This window comes from Homoserinimonas sp. A447 (assembly GCF_054489325.1).
On sequence record NZ_JBTMWW010000001.1, the window covers coordinates 2,319,103 to 2,336,015 of the forward strand.

The following is a 16,913-nucleotide window of genomic DNA, read 5'->3' on the forward strand; positions in this document are numbered from 1 at the left end:
ATCAGGTCAGAGCGCTCCGGCGGCGAACGTGTCGCAACTGCCGGCACCCTGCTCGAACCCGGTCTCGAACCACTGCTGCCGCTGCTCGCTCGAACCGTGAGTCCACGCCTCCGGGTTCACCTGCCCCTGTGTCGACTCCTGGATGCGGTCGTCACCGATCGCGGATGCCGCGTCCAGGGCATCCGCTACCTGGGTGCTGGTGATCGGCTTTAGGAACGGAGTGCCTGACTCGTCCGGAACGGTCGACGCCTCTCCCGCCCAGGCGCCGGCATAGCAGTCCGCCTGCAGCTCCAGCCTGACCGCATCAGAGGTCGGCCCGGTGTCGCCTCGATTGATCGAGTTCATGGTGCCCTCCAGGTTCTGGATGTGGTGCCCGAACTCGTGGGCGATGACATACATCTGTGCCAGCGGGCCGGCATCCGTGTCGAAACGGGTGCGCAGCTCATCGTAGAAACCGATATCGAGATACACCGTCTGGTCGGCTGGGCAGTAGAACGGACCGACGGCGCTGGTCGCACTGCCGCATCCGGTGCCGACGGACTGCTCGAACAGCACGAGCGGCGGTGGCGTGTAGGCCGAACCCAGTTCGCGCTCCCAATAGGCGTCCATCGACTGCGCAGCGAAGTCGAGGCGGCACTCCAGGTTCGCGTTGGCATCCGCGCCGGTCTCGCAGTTCTGCAGAGTGGTGTCACTGGCGCTGTTGCCGGTGGTGCCACCGCCCAGCAACCCGCTGAGGTCGACACCGAAAGCCTGGGAGATCAGGAAGATCGCGATGAGGCCGATACCGCCGCCGCCGACCGCGAATCCGGTGTTGCGGCCGCGCTTGGAGACGCGACCGCCGCCACTGCGTGCGTTGTCGTTGAAGGTCATGACCCGAAGTTAGTCCCGAGGTCGGGCGGGTGCGTCGAATCACACCGTCTTTAGGGGTTACGCCCGAGCCCTGCTAACCTCGAGGACTGTAGTCGCCACCCTAGAGCCACACCCATGACCATCGGGCTCGCTCGGGAGGCAGCCAGAGTGACCCGGCCACCAAGACGCGCCGGCGGAAGACACGCACGCGAAGTGGGCCACAGCCCCTGTGCGGTCACCAGCTCGAAATCGAGCGGAACGATGTGGCGCGCCCGCGCGCCACAAACGCGGTCTGACCACCTTGACGAATGGAAGAGGCATGCAAGAAAACGGCGGAATACTCACTCAGCTGGGCGGAGTGATGACCATCGCACTGCTGCTCGTCTTCTTCGGCGGCACCTTCCTCATCACCATGTCCATCCGAAAGAAGAAGGAGAACGCTGACGGCTACATGACCGCCGGCGGAAAGATCGGCTTCGGCATTTCCGCCGCGTCAATGACCGCCACCTGGATCTGGGCGTCATCGTTGTACGCATCGGCAACCTCCGGCTACACCTACGGGATCTCCGGCCCCATCCACTACGGGCTCTGGGGTGCGCTGATGATCCTCTTCATCTATCCGTTCGGGCGGCGGATCCGCAAAGTCGCACCGCGGGCCCACACCCTGGCGGAGGTCATGTACGCGCGGCACGGCCGCTCAAGCCAGCTGATGCTCGCCGGGTCGAACATCCTAGGCAGCCTGATCAGCCTCACCTCCAACTTCATCGCCGGTGGAGCGCTCATCGCATTGCTCTCCCCGCTCAGTTTCGGCCAGGGCATCCTCATCATCGCCGCCGGCATTCTCTTGTACACGCTGTGGTCGGGTTTCCGCGCATCCGTGCTCACCGACTTCGCGCAGGTGATGGCGATGCTCGGCGCAGTGGTGATCATCATCCCCATCATCTTCATCTCCGCCGGCGGACCATCCATCTTCATTGAAGGGGCAGGCAACCTCTCGGCCGAGCAGAAGAACTTCTTCTCCTCGGACGCCTTCCTCAACCAGGGCGCCCCCTACATTGCCGCAGTCCTCGCCTACGCGATCGGCAACCAGACCATCGCCCAGCGGCTCTTCGCAGTTCGGGAAGACCTGATCAAGAAGACGTTCGTCACCGCCACCATCGGGTACGGCGCAACCGTCATCGGCGTCGGGATGCTCGGCGTCATCGCCCTCTACCTCGGCATTAAGCCGCTGGATGGCGACGTCAACAACCTGATCCCACAGATGGCGGCGACCTACCTGGGCCCGATCCTCCTGGGCCTGTTCTTCCTCATGGTCATCGGCGCGCTGTCATCAACCGCCGACTCCGACCTGGCCGCGCTGTCGTCCATCATGATGGCGGATGTCTACGGCCAGAACATCGCCGGAAGGAAGAACTCGAACCCGAAGGTCATGCTGCTGGTGGGTCGCATCACCATGATCGTGGCTGTAGCGGCGGCGCTGTTCTTCGCCACCGGGCAAATGAACATCCTCGACATGCTGGTGTTCGTCGGTGCGCTCTGGGGTGCCCTGGTGTTCCCGGTGATCGCCAGCTTCTACTGGAAGAAAGTCACCAACGCCGCGTTCACGGTATCGGTGCTGGCCGCGCTGGCGTTGTTCATCCCGGTGCGATTCGAGTGGTTCTCGATGGCGGGCGTCACCGGCATCCTGTTCGACATCCTCTCGGTTGTCGGTGTCGGCGTGGTGATCGGACTGATGGCGTTCGGCTTCTTCGGCAAGCGGGTAGCGCTCATCGCCGGCAGCATCGCCGCTGTGGCGGTGGCCCCATTCGCCATCGGATTCCTGCACGAGTACGCCGTGCTCAGCGGGTCGCTGATCGCCTACGCCGTCAGCACGATCATCTGCTACTTCATGTCGTTCCGAAGCAAGCAGAATTTCGACTTCGAGCTGATCAGCAAGCGCACCGGTGACTTCGACCCGGAAGGACCGGACGCTCCCGGTCCGGTCGTAGCTGATGACCCGACCGGCGAGGCCGCCGACCTGATCCCGACACCGTCCCGCTAAGGAGCACCCATGGAAATCGTCTTGCTGACCCTGTACGTGCTGATCTGGCCCGTCGTCGTAGCCGGCGTGCTGTTCGTAATCGCCCGCGCCTTCATCCGCGAGCTCAAGCAGGCCCGACGTGAGGGTCGCAGCATCATCTAACGCTGCCACGGGCTTCGAAGTACGCGGCGCATCCGCTCGCTGACGGTGGCCGGCGGCTCGTTGTAGACACCAGCCGGCACCTGCCCTGACATGTGCTGGATGGCATCCATTACCTGATCTGTCGCCTTGCGGCGGGCACGCCCCGAGTCTGCACGCCCGTGAGAGCCCAGGTCGAGCGGTGTGCCGAACTCGACCGTCACCTTCGCCAGCCTGAGTCGCCGCGAACCGACCGGCTGCAGATTCTCGGTTCCGGTAAGTGCGACCGGGACGACCACGGCTCCGGATGTCAGTGCCAGCCACGCAACACCGGTGCGGCCCTTGTAGATGCGACCGTCCAGGGACCGGGTGCCCTCGGGGTAGATCGCGAAGGCACCGCCCTCGCGGAGCACTCTGAGCCCACTGTCGAGGGCGTCCTGAGCCGCATGTCCCGCGCCGCGCTCAACCGGGATCGCGCCGATCGACGTGAAGAACACACGTGACACCCACCCGCGGAATCCGGTGCCGGTGAAGTAGGTCGCCTTGGCCAGGAACGAGACCGACCGCGGTGCGACCAGGGTGATCACAACGCTGTCAATGAACGACAGGTGGTTGCTGGCGATCAGCACCGGACCGGAGGTCGGAACGTTGGCTTTCCCGACGATGCGCGGACGGAAGACCAGGCGCGCGAGCGGCGCCAGGATCAGGCGGGACAGGAACTTGAGCATGCGACCTTCCGAGTGAGCGTGCGGCAGTCAAGCTTAGGAGCGGCTGCATGCCAACTGCGGAATATTCGCTTACGCGGCCAGCACTTCGAGGATGCCTTCGCCGTACTTCGCGAGCTTGCTCTCGCCGACACCGGTGATGGTGCCGAGGGTTTCGACCGTCTGCGGTCGCACGACCGCGATCTCACGCAGGGTCGCATCGTGGAAGATCACATAGGCGGGGACGCCCTGCTCCTTGGCCTCCGCGCCACGCCAGGCGCGGAGGCGCTCGAACAAGTCGAGCGATTCGGGCGGCAGGTCGACGGCGGCCTTCGAACGCTTCACCTTGCGCGACGCCGACCGCTCCGGCTCGCGGCGGAGGAGCACTTCGCGCTCGCCCCGCAGCACCTCGCCGCTCGTCTCGCTGAGCACCAGTGTTCCGTAGCCGCTGTTGTCGACGGCGAGCAGGCCCTGGGCGAGCAGTTGGCGAACCACTCCCCGCCACTCCTGCTCGCTGAGGTCGGTGCCGATGCCGAAAGTGCTGAGCGATTCGTGGCCGTTCTGCTTCACCTTCGGGGTCTCCTTGCCCAGCAGGATGTCAATCGACTGCCCCGCCCCGAACTTCTGGCCGCGCTCGCGCTGCAGGCGCACCACCGTCGACAGCAGCTTCTGGGCCGGGATGGTCCCGTCCCACGACTCGGGCGGCTGCAAACAGGTGTCGCAGTTGCCGCACGGCGTGCCGGCCTGCCCGAAGTAGTTCAGCAACTGCACTCGCCGGCACTGAACGGTCTCGCACAAGGCCAGCATCGCGTCGAGGTGCGCACCGAGACGCCGCCGGTGGGCCAGGTCGCCCTCGGAGGTCTGGATCATCCTCCGCTGCTGCACGACATCCTGCAGTCCGTAGGCGAGCCACGCGGTCGAGGGGAGGCCGTCACGACCGGCCCGACCGGTCTCCTGGTAGTAGCCCTCCACCGATTTCGGGAGATCCAGGTGGGCGACGAACCGGACATCCGGTTTGTCGATGCCCATGCCGAACGCGATGGTGGCGACCATGATCATTCCGTCTTCGCGCAGGAACCTGGACTGGTTCGAGGCCCGCGTGGCCGCGTCCAAACCGGCGTGATAGGGGAGGGCCGGGATGCCGTGGTCGACCAGGTATTGCGCGGTTGTTTCGACGGATGCGCGCGACAGGCAGTAGACGATGCCGGCATCGCCATCGTGTTCGGTGCGCAGCAGGTTCAGCAGCTGGGCTTTCGGGTCATCCTTCGGCACGATGCGGTACTGGATGTTCGGGCGATCGAAGCTTGCGACGAAATGCTTCGCGTCTTCTAGTTGCAGCCGCTGGGCGATCTCGGCGTGGGTGACTTCCGTCGCGGTCGCGGTGAGGGCGATACGCGGAACGGTCGGCCAGCGCTCGTGCAGCACGGACAGCCGGAGGTAGTCGGGGCGGAAGTCGTGACCCCACTGCGAAACACAGTGCGCCTCGTCGATCGCGAAGAGCGCGACCTTGCCGCGGTCGAGCAGCTCGGCGGTCGACTCGATCTTCAGACGCTCGGGGGCCAGGTAGAGCAGGTCGAGTTCGCCGGAGAGGAACGCCTCCTCCACCCGGCGGCGCTCATCCGCCCCCTGCGTCGAATTCAGGAAGGCCGCCTTCGCGCCCACCGCGGAGAGGGCGTCCACCTGGTCCTGCATCAGGGCGATCAGCGGCGAGATGACGACGCCGGTGCCCTCCCTCACCAGTGAGGGGATCTGGTAGCAGAGCGACTTGCCGCCGCCGGTCGGCATCAGCACCAGGGCGTCACCGCCGTCAACCAGCTGGCGGATGATGGCGGCCTGCTCACCGCGGAACGAGTCGTAGCCGAACACCCGGTGGAGCACGTCGAGAGCAGCATCCGTCTCCGCAAGCTGGGGGGCGGGAGCGGATGCCGACGTCATGTACTCAGGGTAGCTGGGGTGGGTGACAGTTCGGCTCGGAGGTGTGGACAACGCGCCTTCGGCAAGGGCAGCGGAAGGCCTAGCCTCGGGGCAACCTGCGCCTATGCGGCGTGCGCCTCTCGGTGGCGCGCGCATGAAACGGCGAAGCGCGGAAGGACGCGCCACCACATCGGAGGGACGCGCATGCATTTGCATAGGCGCCCTTCCGATCCGTGCGCGCGGCGGTGGTCGGGCACCGCTAGGGGAAGGTCTCGACGAAATCGACCAGGGAGGCGGCGTCAGCCCTTCTTCTTGCGCAGGGTCTTCTCGTCGATCGGCGCGTTTCCGGACTCGCGCAGCTCGCGGTAGTAGGCGCGCGCCTCGTCCTGGCGCTCAGCCTCACCGCCCTCGGAGATGAGCGCCCGCAGGTGCTCCGGTCCGTAGCCGCACGCGTCAACCAGGCCTTGCGCGTGCGGACGAAGGCGCGCGATCAGCCGGTCGATGTACGCCGTGATCGCCTGTGCCCGCTGCGGGGAGAGCCGTCCGTTGATGAGGTACCAGGCGAGGTGTTTCTCGATCAGGGCCAGCCCGAAGACGTCGTGCAGCCACTCCAGCACCTGCCGGGTTCCTGGATCCTGCACGTTCTCCACTGCGCGGGTGAACGCCTCCCATTGCAGCAGTTCGCCGTGTGCCCGTGCGGCCTCGATCAGCTGATTCTGCTGCGAGTTGAACAGCTCCGCGGCATCCTTCTTCGACATCTTCGACGCCGGACGCAGCTTCTGCGCGGCCTCCGCCACCATCGTCTCCACACGATCGGTGAGCAGTTCGCGCTGCACAGCGGTCTCGCGCAGTTCCTGCACGGAACGGGCCGTGGAGCCGAAATCTCGAACCGTCTGGGCCAGTCGCCGCAGGCCGGTGCCGTGGTAGGCCCGGTCTGCCGCCTGCTCGACGACGTAGCGGGCGAGCGCACCGGCATCCGCATTCTTGAACTTGGAGCTGTAGTCGGTGAGCAGTCGCTTCGCCACCAACTGCAGCAGCACGTTGTTGTCGCCCTCGAAAGTCACGTACACGTCGAGGTCGGCGCGCAGCCCGACCAGGCGGTTCTCGGCCATGAACCCTGCTCCGCCGCAGGCCTCGCGGGCCTCCTGCAGCGCGTCGAGCGCGTGCCAGGTGGACAGCGGTTTGAGCGCCGCGGCCAGGGTCTCCAGGTCTTCGCGATCGTCGTCGGTGTCTTCCCTGCCGCTGAACACGGCATCGAACTTCACCAGCAACTCGTCGTGCGCGAACGTCTGGGCGTAGGTGGTGGCCAGGCGCGGAATGAGCCGGCGCTGGTGCCGCTGGTAGTCGAGCAGCACCTCCTCATCCGTGTCGCTGCCGGCCGTGAACTGGCGGCGCTGGTTGCCGTACGTCACGGCGATGGTGAGGCCCATGGCGGATGCTGCGGTCGCGGCACCATCCAGCGACACTCGACCCTGCACCAGGGTTCCCAGCATCGTGAAGAAGCGACGGCCGGGGCTGTCGATCGGGGAGGTGTAGCTTCCGTCCTCCGCCACATTGCCGTAGCGGTTGAGCAGGGCGATGCGCGGAACCCGCACGTGCGTGAAGTGCAGGCGGCCGTTGTCGATGCCGTTCAGCCCGCCCTTCAAACCGTTGTCGAGACCACCGATACCGGGGAGGAACTCGCCGGTCGCCTCATCGCGGATCGGCACATAGAACGCGTGGACGCCGTGGTTGACACCGCCGGTGATCAGCTGCGCGAACACGACGGCGGCCGTGCCGTCGACGCCGGCGTTGCCCAGGTACTCCTTCCAGGCGCCGCGGAACGGGGTATGGATGTCGAATTCCTGGGCGTCGACATCGAAGGTGGCGGTGGTGGCGACGGATGCGACGTCAGAACCGTGACCGGTCTCCGTCATCGCGAAAGCGCCAGGCACCTCCAGGTTCATGATGCGCGGCAGGAGCGTCCTGTGGTGCTCCTCGGTCCCCAGGTGCAGCACGGCCGAACCGAAGAGGCCCCACTGCACGCCGCCCTTGATCTGCAGCGACGGGTCGGCGGTGACCAACTCCTCGAACGCGGCAATGTTGCCGCCGTTGTCGTCCTCGCCGCCGAGCTCCTTCGGGAAACCGCGGTGCACGTGGCCGTTCTCCACCAGCAGCATCAGCTGGGACGACACGCGCTTGCGGTGCTCCTCCATCGATAGGCCCGGGAGCTGGTGAAGCGCGGGGTCGGCGGCCAGCCTGCGGGCCTCGCTGCGGACATCCGCCCAGGTTCCCAGCAGCTGGCGGTTCAGGCTCGCGACATCGACGGCGGGCGCGGAACCGCTTGCGGCAGCATCCAGGTGACCGTCGACCTCGGTCTCCAGGCCGGCGGCGGCGCGCGGCACGGCGGAATTCGACGACTTCGTGGTGGGCTCGGAGATAGCCATGGCATCCTCATCTATCGGGTGCGGAAAACAACTTCCCTCAGGCTAAGCATGGCGGCATCGGTGCCAAAGTGTTCAGTGAGGCGCCTACAAGCAGACCGAGCCACCACTCGGGCTAGCTGTGGTTTCCCACAATCTCCGTGGTCGGCTCCGGTTGGACTTCCACAACGAGACGCGTCGTTTGCAGTCCGTGCCTGTGGACAAGCCTGACCACGAACCAGCTGTAGAGGGCGAGAGTGGCACCGGTCACCAGCACCCCGACTAGGCTGCCCTCCGTGGTGTTCGTGTCGACCAGGCCGAACTCGCCCAGCACGAAGATCGACGCGTTGTTGATCACGTGGGCGACGATGGCCGCCTCCAACCCGCCGGTGCGCCAGGTCAGCCAGGCCGCGAAGACGGCGAACACACCGACGTCGAGCAGGCCCCACACGTCGTACAGGTGGCCGATCATGAACAACGGCACCGGCAGCAGGATGGCGAACGCCGGATGCTTCAGCCATCCGCCGATCGTCTGCATCAGGTAACCGCGGAAGACATACTCCTCGGCGGTCGCCTGAAGCGGCACCAGCAGCACGATGATCGCCAGCATCAGCCACAGGTTAGGCCCGACCACGATCTCGAGGACGGGTTCGCCCATGATCGGCGGGAGAACCAGCAGGTACAGGACGAAGGATGCACCGAACGCGACCAGCGCCGGGATGACCAGCCGGAGCATCCACCGCCACCGGAGGCGCCCGGCCACCGAGGAGAGCAACCCCACCGGACGCGGCCCCATGATGAGCCTCGCCAACCAGATGGCGGGCAGCATGATGGCGATCGCGACAAGGGAGAACGCCAGCACGGCGGGGACCGTGGAGTCGATGACGCCCTCGTAGATCAGCGGCCCGAAGGCAGCCCCGAACCCGTTCGGGTCGATGACGGTAAGGACGACGAGCGGCACAGTCACGATCACCGTCAAGACGATGAAGAACGCGAGCGCTATCAGCCCGGTGACGATGGGTTTCCACCAGCGGTACTTCGGCGAGGAGCGGGCCAGGCGGTGATAGGCAAGATTCACGGGGTCAATCCTAAATTGCTGCGACTGGGCGTGGGCGTGGACGGGTCGCTCTGCTGTCGCTAGGACCGCCGCGCGGTTGGATCGGGGAGTCGCCCACCCATATGCGTGCACGGGCTGCGGATCCATGCGCGCGCAATGTCGCGAAGCTCTGATGCATGCGCGAACCGAACCAGACATAGGGGCGCGTCCCGTCCTCCACAACCCAGCTTCAGACGCTCGGCTGACGGATGTCCGGAGTCCCCCGTTGCGGCGACGGCGCCATTACGAAACTGCACCATGCAGACAACACGCACGATCCCCGAATTCCTCCTGTACCGCAATGCCCGCGCTACCGGCTCTGAGAGTGAGCTTCGTCGACTGCACTCATCCGGAGCCATCACCCGATTGCGGTCTGGGGTATACCTGCCGATGGCACCCGGTGTCACAGTCGAACGCGACGATGCGTACCGCTTCCAGGTTCACGCTGCAGCCGAGGTTCTTCGCACGCCGCAGTTCTCACACGACTCTGCGGCGGTGATGTGGGCTCTACCGACGCTTGGATCGTGGTCGAAGAGCGTGCACACGCTCGGCCCTCGGGCCTCCGGGGGTCGCTCGCACACCGGCATCCGTTGCCACTGTGTTGGCGAGGAAGCACCAGGGGTCGAGATGGACGGGCTCCGCCTGACTTCGCTGGCTCGAACGCTGGTCGATGTGAGTTGCAACAGCCGATTCGCCCGGGCCGTCGGCATGCTCGATCACGGGCTTCGGCCTCCGCAGAGGGGGGACTTCCGGGAGAAGCTCGGCGTCAGTGCTCCAACGAAAGAGGAGCTCACCGATCTGGTGATCTCACTCCTTCCCTATTCGGGATCAGCCAAGGCATTGAAAGCCATCGAGTTCGCCGATCCTGATGCCGGGTCGCTGCTCGAGTCGCTCAGCCGCGTGCAGTTCATGCTGCTCGGGCTTCCTGCTCCACGACTTCAAGTTCCGTTCCACGACGTCCAGGGGTTCATCGGCAATGCCGACTTCTATTGGCCGGAGCTGGATCTGATTGGCGAGAGCGACGGCGACTTCAAGTACGACGGTGCGAAATCGCCCTCCGGCCTATCCGCCGAAGAGGTGAAGAAGGCGGAGAAAGCACGCGAGGACCGGATGCGCCGCCTGGTTAAGGGCTTCGTCCGGTGGAACTGGGACATCGCCTACGACCGGACGCGACTTGCTGCCTGGGTTCGACCCTTCGGGTTGGTGCCCGGTACGCGCTAAACGCGCACGGATCGGGGGTTCGCCACGAGACCCGGCAGGACGACATAGAACGGCGCGAGGGACACCGCGAACGGATCCGGTGCACGCTAACGCATATGCCATAGCGAGCCACGGGTGCATGCGCGCGGTCGTCAGGCCCACAGTCACGGATCACGGATCGGTACGCGCAGCGGAGGTTGAGCCGCGGCAGCGGATGCTGACGCGCCCGAGAAGGCAGCCCGGCGGAGGGGGCCTGCTAGATGCTGTGGTTGCCGGGATCGACGAAGAACTCCGGGTCGAACTCGTGCGGTTTCGGTTCGATCGGGCGGGGCTTCGCGGGGATGCCGACCAGCAGGGAGTGGGCCGGCGCATCCGTCGTCACCACCGCCTGCGCGCCCACCACACAGGAGTCGCCGATCGTCACCGGGCCGAGGACGGCCGCACCGGCGCCGACCGTGACGTGGTTGCCGAGCGTCGGGTGACGCTTCTCGCGGGCAGAACTCCGACCCCCGAGAGTGACACCGTGGTACAGCATCACGTCGTCGCCGAGCTCAGCCGTCTCGCCGATCACCACGCCCATCCCGTGGTCGATGAATAACCGGCGGCCGATCGTGGCACCCGGATGAATCTCCACACCGGTGAGGAAACGCGTCCACTGCGACACCAGCCTGGCCAGGAACTTCAGGCCACGATGCCGCCACATCCGGTGAGCCACGCGGTAGCCCCACACCGCGTGCACACCGGAGTACAGCCAGAACACTTCCGCGTTGCTGCGAGAGGCCGGGTCCCGATGGCGCGCTGTGCGGATGTCCTCCCGCACGCGGGAGAACATCAGTCCTGCAGGTGGTCGAACAGCACCGTCGACAGGTAGCGCTCACCGAAGTCCGGCACCACGGCCACGATCGTCTTGCCCGCGTTCTCTGCACGCCTCGCCACCTGCAACGCCGCGCTGACGCTGGCACCGGAGGAGATCCCGGCCAGGATGCCCTCCTGCGATGCGAGCTTGCGCGCCGTGTCCAGCGACTCGGCCAGGGTGACGTCGATGATCTCGTCGTACACGTCACGGTCGAGCACATCGGGAATGAAGTTGGCTCCGAGGCCCTGGATCTTGTGAGGACCGGCCTTGCCCTGGGTGAGGATCGGCGAATCGACCGGCTCAACACCGATCACCTGGACGCCGGGCTTCCGCTCCTTCAGCAGGCCGCCGGCACCACTCAGGGTTCCGCCGGTACCGATACCGGCCACGAAGATGTCGACCGCACCGTCCGTGTCCGCCCACACCTCCTCGCCTGTGGTCTCACGGTGGATGAGGGCATTCGCCGGGTTGCCGAACTGGTCGGCCCAAATCGAGTTCTCCGTGTTGTCCACGATCTCGCGGGCCTTCGCCACCGCACCACTCATACCCTCGCTGCCCGGCGTGAGCACGATTTGCGCACCAAACGCACGGATGACCGCCCGCCGCTCCCGGCTCATCGTGTCCGGCATGGTGATGATCACGTTGTAGCCGCGTGCGGCACCCACCATGGCCAGTGCGATGCCGGTGTTGCCGCTGGTGCCCTCGACAATCGTTCCGCCGGGCTTCAAGGCACCGGCCTTCTCGGCAGCGTCGATGATGGCGACGCCGATGCGGTCCTTCACGCTGCTGGCGGGGTTGTAGAACTCGAGCTTCGCCAGCACTATCGCATCGATGCCCTCCGTCAGGGAGTTGAGACGGACCAGCGGGGTGTTGCCCACCAGTTCTGCGACGTTTTCGTAAATGCGGCCGGCCATGGTTTCAGCTGATCCTTCGTGTCGTGGGGAGCGATATGAGTCGTGATCACCCTAGTTTCCTGTGCTGGGAGCGGCAACATTATTTCCTTGTGGCGGATGCTCGGGGCGTTCGGGACAGGACAGCTCGCTCCTCAACTCAAACATTGAGCGTCTGGCGCGGTGGAGCTGGGGCAATCGCGCCAGCGATTGCGCGACCCCAGCGCCGACCGAGCCTGCGAGGGAGGTCCCGAAAAGCGTGGCCATCCAAGACGCTCAAAACTCGCACCCCGCGACCTACCCTGACCCGAACTATTGCTGATACAGCGAACTAGCTGTCTTGGCAAGCTCGACGGGTCTCGACAAGCTCGACCCGCTTAAGTGCCGGACCGCCACTTACAGCACGAGGACCAGGTGCGGCCAGCTGGTGGAGCCGTCGATCAGGTCGGTGCCCGCGTACTCGACTGTGATCCAGTGGAAACCACGGTCCAGCTCGTCAAGGTCGACGGATGCCCGACCGCGGTCATCCAGCGTCGCTGTGGCCACCACTTCGCCGCCGTCCAGGATGTTCACGTCACCGGTCACGTCGACTCCGCTCGCCCCGGGAACGCTAACCCGGGCATCCACCGTCAAGGTCTGGTCACCCCAGATCAGGAACCGGCTGGTGCTCGCCGACACCCGCGAGTCGAGCTTGTCGACCGACACAGCAGCCGTTTCCGCGGTGCCATCGGCAAAGCCGTCCTTGCTGGCAGTCACCAGGGCGCTGAGGGATGTGCCCACGTCCTCCACGGTCACCTCGTACCGCTGGTTGGTCGCGCCCTCGATGGGCTGGCCGTCGCGCAGCCACTGGTAGCTGAACTCGGGCTGCTTCACACTCCACTTGCCGGGGTCGACACGCAGGGTCTTGCCGACTTCCGCGTTGCCCTTGATGCGCGGCTCCTTGACGACCTCGATCGACTCCAGGTCGGAGGTGACCTCGATCGGCACGTCGATGGAGCTGCCCGTCTCCGGCACCGCAATGGTCAGCACGAGCGTGCCGGCCGGGGTGCCTTCCGGGATGGTGATGGTGACGGATGCCCGTCCCTGTTCGTCCGTCGTGTCGACGATGGTTCCGTCGATCTGGCCGGTGCCGAGCACCGTTTCGCCCGCCCGGACCTCGACGATCCCGGTGGTGGGACCACCGCGACTGAAGACCAGGGACGACAGGTCGAGGGTGAGCTGGTCACCAGCGCTGTACGGCGCCGGCGGCGTCACGTGCACGCCGATCGAGTGCTGCTCGAAGGACGGCGACGCGACCGGGTTGGCCTCGAAGTAGTCCACCATGCTGGCGAGGTCGACTCGCCCGCTATCGGCCCGATCCGTTCCCTCCGCCAGGGTGAAGAAGTTGTCTCCACCTGCCGCGAGGAAGGAGTTCGCCACGATCTTGTACTCGGCGGCCGGGTCGATCGGCTCACCATTCAGGTAGAGCGCGGTGATCCGTTCACCGGCCGGAGCGGCCGGGTCGTAGGCGTACTCGAAGCCTTCGGACAGGCCGAGCTTCAGGAACGGGCGCTGGGCGCCGTCCGGCTGCCACTGCTCCTCGAGCACCTGCTTCAGCTGCGCACCGGTCAGCGTCATGGTGGTCAGCGTGTTCGCGAACGGCTGCACGTCGGCCGCCTCCCGGTAGGTGACGTTGCCGTCCGGGTCGTCGGGTCCGGAGGACTCGTAGACCAGGTCGGCTCGCAGTCCGCCCGGGTTCATGATCGCGATTTCGGCACCCAGTTCGGATGCTGCCCAGAGCTGAACATCGGCGACGAAGTTGCCGAGGGTCGACTCACCGCCACGGTTCTCGGGGAACGGGTTCGGCGGGACACCCAGGAACGGGTTCTGCACTGCCCGGTAGAAGTCGTCGGTGATCTCGCCGACCTTCACCTTTCCCAGGACGTCCGCCACCTTCGTGGCTTCGGCGACGATCGCGGCAACCTCCGGATCTGGCACGAAGCCGGTGATCGGGAGGACCTCACCGGTGAAGGACAGGATGTCGCCGGTCTCCGCGTCAATGCTCAAGTCGAGGTGGCCGTAGTTCTGGCCGTACTGCCCGGCCGAGATGACCAGGCGCGGACGGTCCATTCCTGGCACCTCGACCTCGTGGTCGTAGGCCAGGTGGGTGTGGCCGGAGACGATGGCGCCGATCTCCGGGTCGACCCCCATGACGATCTGGCCGAACGCCGAGTCATCCGTCGATGAGCTGATATCGCTGGTTGCCGCGCCTTCGTGCACCAGCAGCACCAGCACATCCGCTTCACCGTTCGCATCGCTGCCGTCCGTCAGGTACTCGGCGACGCGGTTGACCTCATCGACAATGCTGCGGATCTCGAGCGACTCGATTCCGGCCGGGCTGACCAGCTCGCGCAGGTCTTCTGTCACGGCGCCGATGAATCCGACGTCGACCCCATCGAAGGTCTGCACGAAGTACTCGTCGTAGGCCGGCTCGCCGGTATCGACGTCGTACAGGTTCGCCGCGACGTAGGGCCAGTCGGCGGCGTCGAGGATGCGCTCATCGACATCCGCCCGCCCCTGGTCGAACTCGTGGTTGCCGAAGGAGCTGCCGTCGAGGCCGATCTCGTTCAGCACGTCGATGGTCGGCTGGTCGTTCTGGATGAACGAGGTGAAGGTGGATGCTCCGATGAAGTCGCCGGCACCGACGAAGGTGGTGTTCGGGTTCTCAGCCTCCCAGAAGTTGACCATCCCGCCCATCTGTGCGGCCCCCGGAATTCCGGAGCCGGCCTCCAGGCGCCCGTGGAAGTCGTTCACCGTGAGGATCTCGATCTCGATCGGGGCCAGCTCGGCGCTGACACCCACCTTGATCGGGTCGTGGTCGCTTGAGCGGTAGACGCTGGTCGCGTCGGCGGCGTCGAACTCGTACCCGCGGTCGGACCACTCGGGCGAGTTGATGCTCCAGACGCCGGCGCCGGTGACGGATGCCGCAGCCGACGAAGTGGCGAGCACATGGTCAAGCGAGCCGAGCTCCCCGTCGAAGGTGTAGGTGTACTGGTCGTCGGTGTGCGTCGGTACCAGGTCGACGTAGCCCGCGTCGGTGAAGGCCTGGATCGGGTCTTCCTCGGCGTAGGCGTTGAAGTCGCCGACCAGGAACACATCTGCGCTCTTCGCCTCGTCGGCGGTGATGGTATCGACCAGGGCGGCGAGGCTGGTGGCCTGCTCGACCCGTTCGGCGTTGAAGTGACCCTGGCCATCGGCCGGTTCAGCCCCGGTGCCGGACTTCGACTTGAAGTGATTGGCGACGACCGTGAACACCTTGCCGGTGCTCACCGCCTCGAAGGTCTGGGCAATCGGCTCGCGCGCGATGTCCCACACCGCCTCGTCAACCTGGGTGAAGCTGTCACCCACCGTTTCAACAGCATCCGTCTTGAAAATGATGGCGTTGGTGATGAAGTCGGTGATGGCCGCATCGTGCAGTGCGGCCGGGGTGCGCACGTAGTCCCAGACGGCGGAACCGGCTGCGGCATTCAGCGCTGAAACGAGGTCGGCGAGCGCCTCATCGGCCGGTTCGCCCAGCTTGATCGAATTCTCGATCTCCTGCAGTGCCACCACGTCTGCGTCGAGCGCGTTGATGGCCGCCGCGATCTTCGCCTGCTGGATGGCGAAGTCGGCGGCGTTGTCGGCACCGCGCGCACTCGAGTTCTCGCTGGTCAGCGTGGTGAAGTAGTTGAAGACGTTGAAGCTGCCGATCGCCAGGTCGCCGCCGACAACGGGGGCGGATACCGGGCGCGAATTGGTCGCATCGAAGGTCGGCTTGAACGCGGCCGCGCTGGCGTCGTTGATCGGGACGGTCGGCTGCAGGCGCCAGTCATCGAAGCCGTAGCCGAGCACGTAGGGGTTGGTCGGCCAGGCGACGGTGTCACCATTTCGCACCACGGTGCCTGCGGTGAAGTAGGGCTGGGTGCCAGGGTGGCTGGTGTTGGTGACCTGGATGTTGTAGCCGTCATCGAGAAGGATGCGGTTAGCCCGGTTGGCGGCGGCGATCGCGTTCGCGTCTGCGCCGGCATCCGTGGTCTCGGTGCTCTTCACGGCGAGCTCGCCGGCGTTCAGCCAGAGGCTGCCGAAATTGAACAGCTGGTGACTGGAGGAGACCTTGTAGGTACCGGTCGGGGCGACCAGCATGCCTTCGAACGCCTCACGGTCGGTGCCGACGACGGTATCGGCGAGCGGGGAGGCGCTGACCTGCTGCTCCGCCGGAACCTCAGCGGCCGCGGTGACGAGCTCGACCACGGCCGGCGTCGCGCCGGCTCCGAGTTGGGTCTGCCCGAAGTTCTCGGCAACGACGCCGGTCACCGTCACCAGGTCGCCCAGGGCGACGGCCGGGTTGGTGTTGTTCAGGTAGGCGAAGACGCCGTCGGAGGCACCCGGTGTGGCATCCGTCGCCCCTCCGGTTCCGGGGGCCTGCACAAAAATACCGCGGTAGCCGGATACCCCGCGGTGGTCTGCCGTCACAATTCCCTCGACGGTGACGGTCGAGCCGACCAGCGGGCTCGCGCCGCCGCTGCCCTGGGTGTCGGCGGTGCCCTGGACCGCGACGATGGTCTGGTCTGGTTCGGCGGCGAACGCGGCCGGAACCCCGACGGTGGTGAGTCCTAGGGCAAACGCAGCAACCGCCGCAACGCTGAGGCGTGTGCGGCGGCGAGTGTGCTCGTGATCCTGCATGGCAGTGGGGTCCCCTCGAAGATGACGATACGGAACGAGTAGGTCTACCCCCGAACGGGGGTCGAAGCTACATTAACCCTGAGGGACGACGATTCCAAGGGTTTGCGCGAATTGCTCATCTGCGCGTAACCGGATGTTCCCCG

General features: G+C 65.9%; 11 protein-coding genes. 3 read left to right on the forward strand and 8 right to left on the reverse strand.

Annotated elements, in window-relative coordinates:
* Window positions 1-6 precede the first annotated feature (6 nt).
* Window positions 7-870 (reverse strand): KPN_02809 family neutral zinc metallopeptidase, encoded by an 864-nt coding sequence (ypfJ, locus tag ACX3O0_RS11380; protein ID WP_459107793.1) that lies wholly within the window; start codon window positions 868-870, stop codon window positions 7-9.
* Window positions 871-1,168: 298 nt separating this feature from the next.
* On the opposite strand from ypfJ, the gene ACX3O0_RS11385 reads away from it, so the two are divergent.
* Both ACX3O0_RS11385 and ACX3O0_RS11390 read left to right on the forward strand, forming a co-directional pair.
* The gene (locus ACX3O0_RS11385; RefSeq protein ID WP_459088907.1) at window positions 1,169-2,890 is read left to right on the forward strand and encodes a sodium:solute symporter family protein; all 1,722 of its coding nucleotides are present in this window, start codon (window positions 1,169-1,171) and stop codon (window positions 2,888-2,890) included.
* Window positions 2,891-2,899: 9 nt separating this feature from the next.
* A complete protein-coding gene (locus ACX3O0_RS11390; protein WP_459088909.1) occupies window positions 2,900-3,031 on the forward strand; it encodes a putative transporter small subunit in 132 nt (43 codons plus the stop codon).
* Here ACX3O0_RS11390 and ACX3O0_RS11395 read toward each other — a convergent pair.
* The 4 genes from ACX3O0_RS11395 to ACX3O0_RS11410 form a co-directional block, all read right to left on the reverse strand.
* Window positions 3,028-3,735, reverse strand: coding sequence for a lysophospholipid acyltransferase family protein (locus ACX3O0_RS11395; protein ID WP_459088911.1), 708 nt, complete (start codon window positions 3,733-3,735; stop codon window positions 3,028-3,030). The genes ACX3O0_RS11390 and ACX3O0_RS11395 overlap by 4 nt on opposite strands.
* A gap of 69 nt (window positions 3,736-3,804) precedes the next feature.
* Complete coding sequence (gene recQ, locus ACX3O0_RS11400) at window positions 3,805-5,646, reverse strand: DNA helicase RecQ (RefSeq protein ID WP_459088913.1); 1,842 nt, start codon at window positions 5,644-5,646, stop codon at window positions 3,805-3,807.
* A gap of 278 nt (window positions 5,647-5,924) precedes the next feature.
* Window positions 5,925-8,051: an acyl-CoA dehydrogenase family protein gene (locus ACX3O0_RS11405; RefSeq protein ID WP_459107794.1), complete on the reverse strand. Its 2,127-nt coding sequence runs from the start codon at window positions 8,049-8,051 to the stop codon at window positions 5,925-5,927.
* A gap of 112 nt (window positions 8,052-8,163) precedes the next feature.
* Window positions 8,164-9,105 carry a CPBP family intramembrane glutamic endopeptidase gene (locus ACX3O0_RS11410; protein ID WP_459088917.1) on the reverse strand — a complete coding sequence of 314 codons (942 nt, stop codon included), beginning with the start codon at window positions 9,103-9,105 and terminating at the stop codon, window positions 8,164-8,166.
* Between the two features lie 276 nt (window positions 9,106-9,381).
* On the opposite strand from ACX3O0_RS11410, the gene ACX3O0_RS11415 reads away from it, so the two are divergent.
* Window positions 9,382-10,344: a hypothetical protein gene (locus ACX3O0_RS11415; protein ID WP_459107795.1), complete on the forward strand. Its 963-nt coding sequence runs from the start codon at window positions 9,382-9,384 to the stop codon at window positions 10,342-10,344.
* Window positions 10,345-10,579: 235 nt separating this feature from the next.
* Here ACX3O0_RS11415 and epsC read toward each other — a convergent pair whose 3' ends face one another.
* The 3 genes from epsC to ACX3O0_RS11430 form a co-directional block, all read right to left on the reverse strand.
* Window positions 10,580-11,155, reverse strand: a complete 576-nt coding sequence (gene epsC, locus ACX3O0_RS11420; protein ID WP_459107796.1) for a serine O-acetyltransferase EpsC — start codon at window positions 11,153-11,155, stop codon at window positions 10,580-10,582.
* Entirely contained in the window at window positions 11,155-12,093 is a 939-nt protein-coding gene (gene cysK, locus ACX3O0_RS11425; protein ID WP_459088923.1) for a cysteine synthase A, read from the reverse strand. The genes epsC and cysK overlap by 1 nt, the downstream gene beginning before the upstream one ends.
* Before the next feature lie 372 nt (window positions 12,094-12,465).
* On the reverse strand, window positions 12,466-16,770 hold the full coding sequence (locus ACX3O0_RS11430; protein WP_459107797.1) for an ExeM/NucH family extracellular endonuclease: 4,305 nt from the start codon (window positions 16,768-16,770) through the stop codon (window positions 12,466-12,468).
* Between the last annotated feature and the right edge of the window lie 143 nt (window positions 16,771-16,913).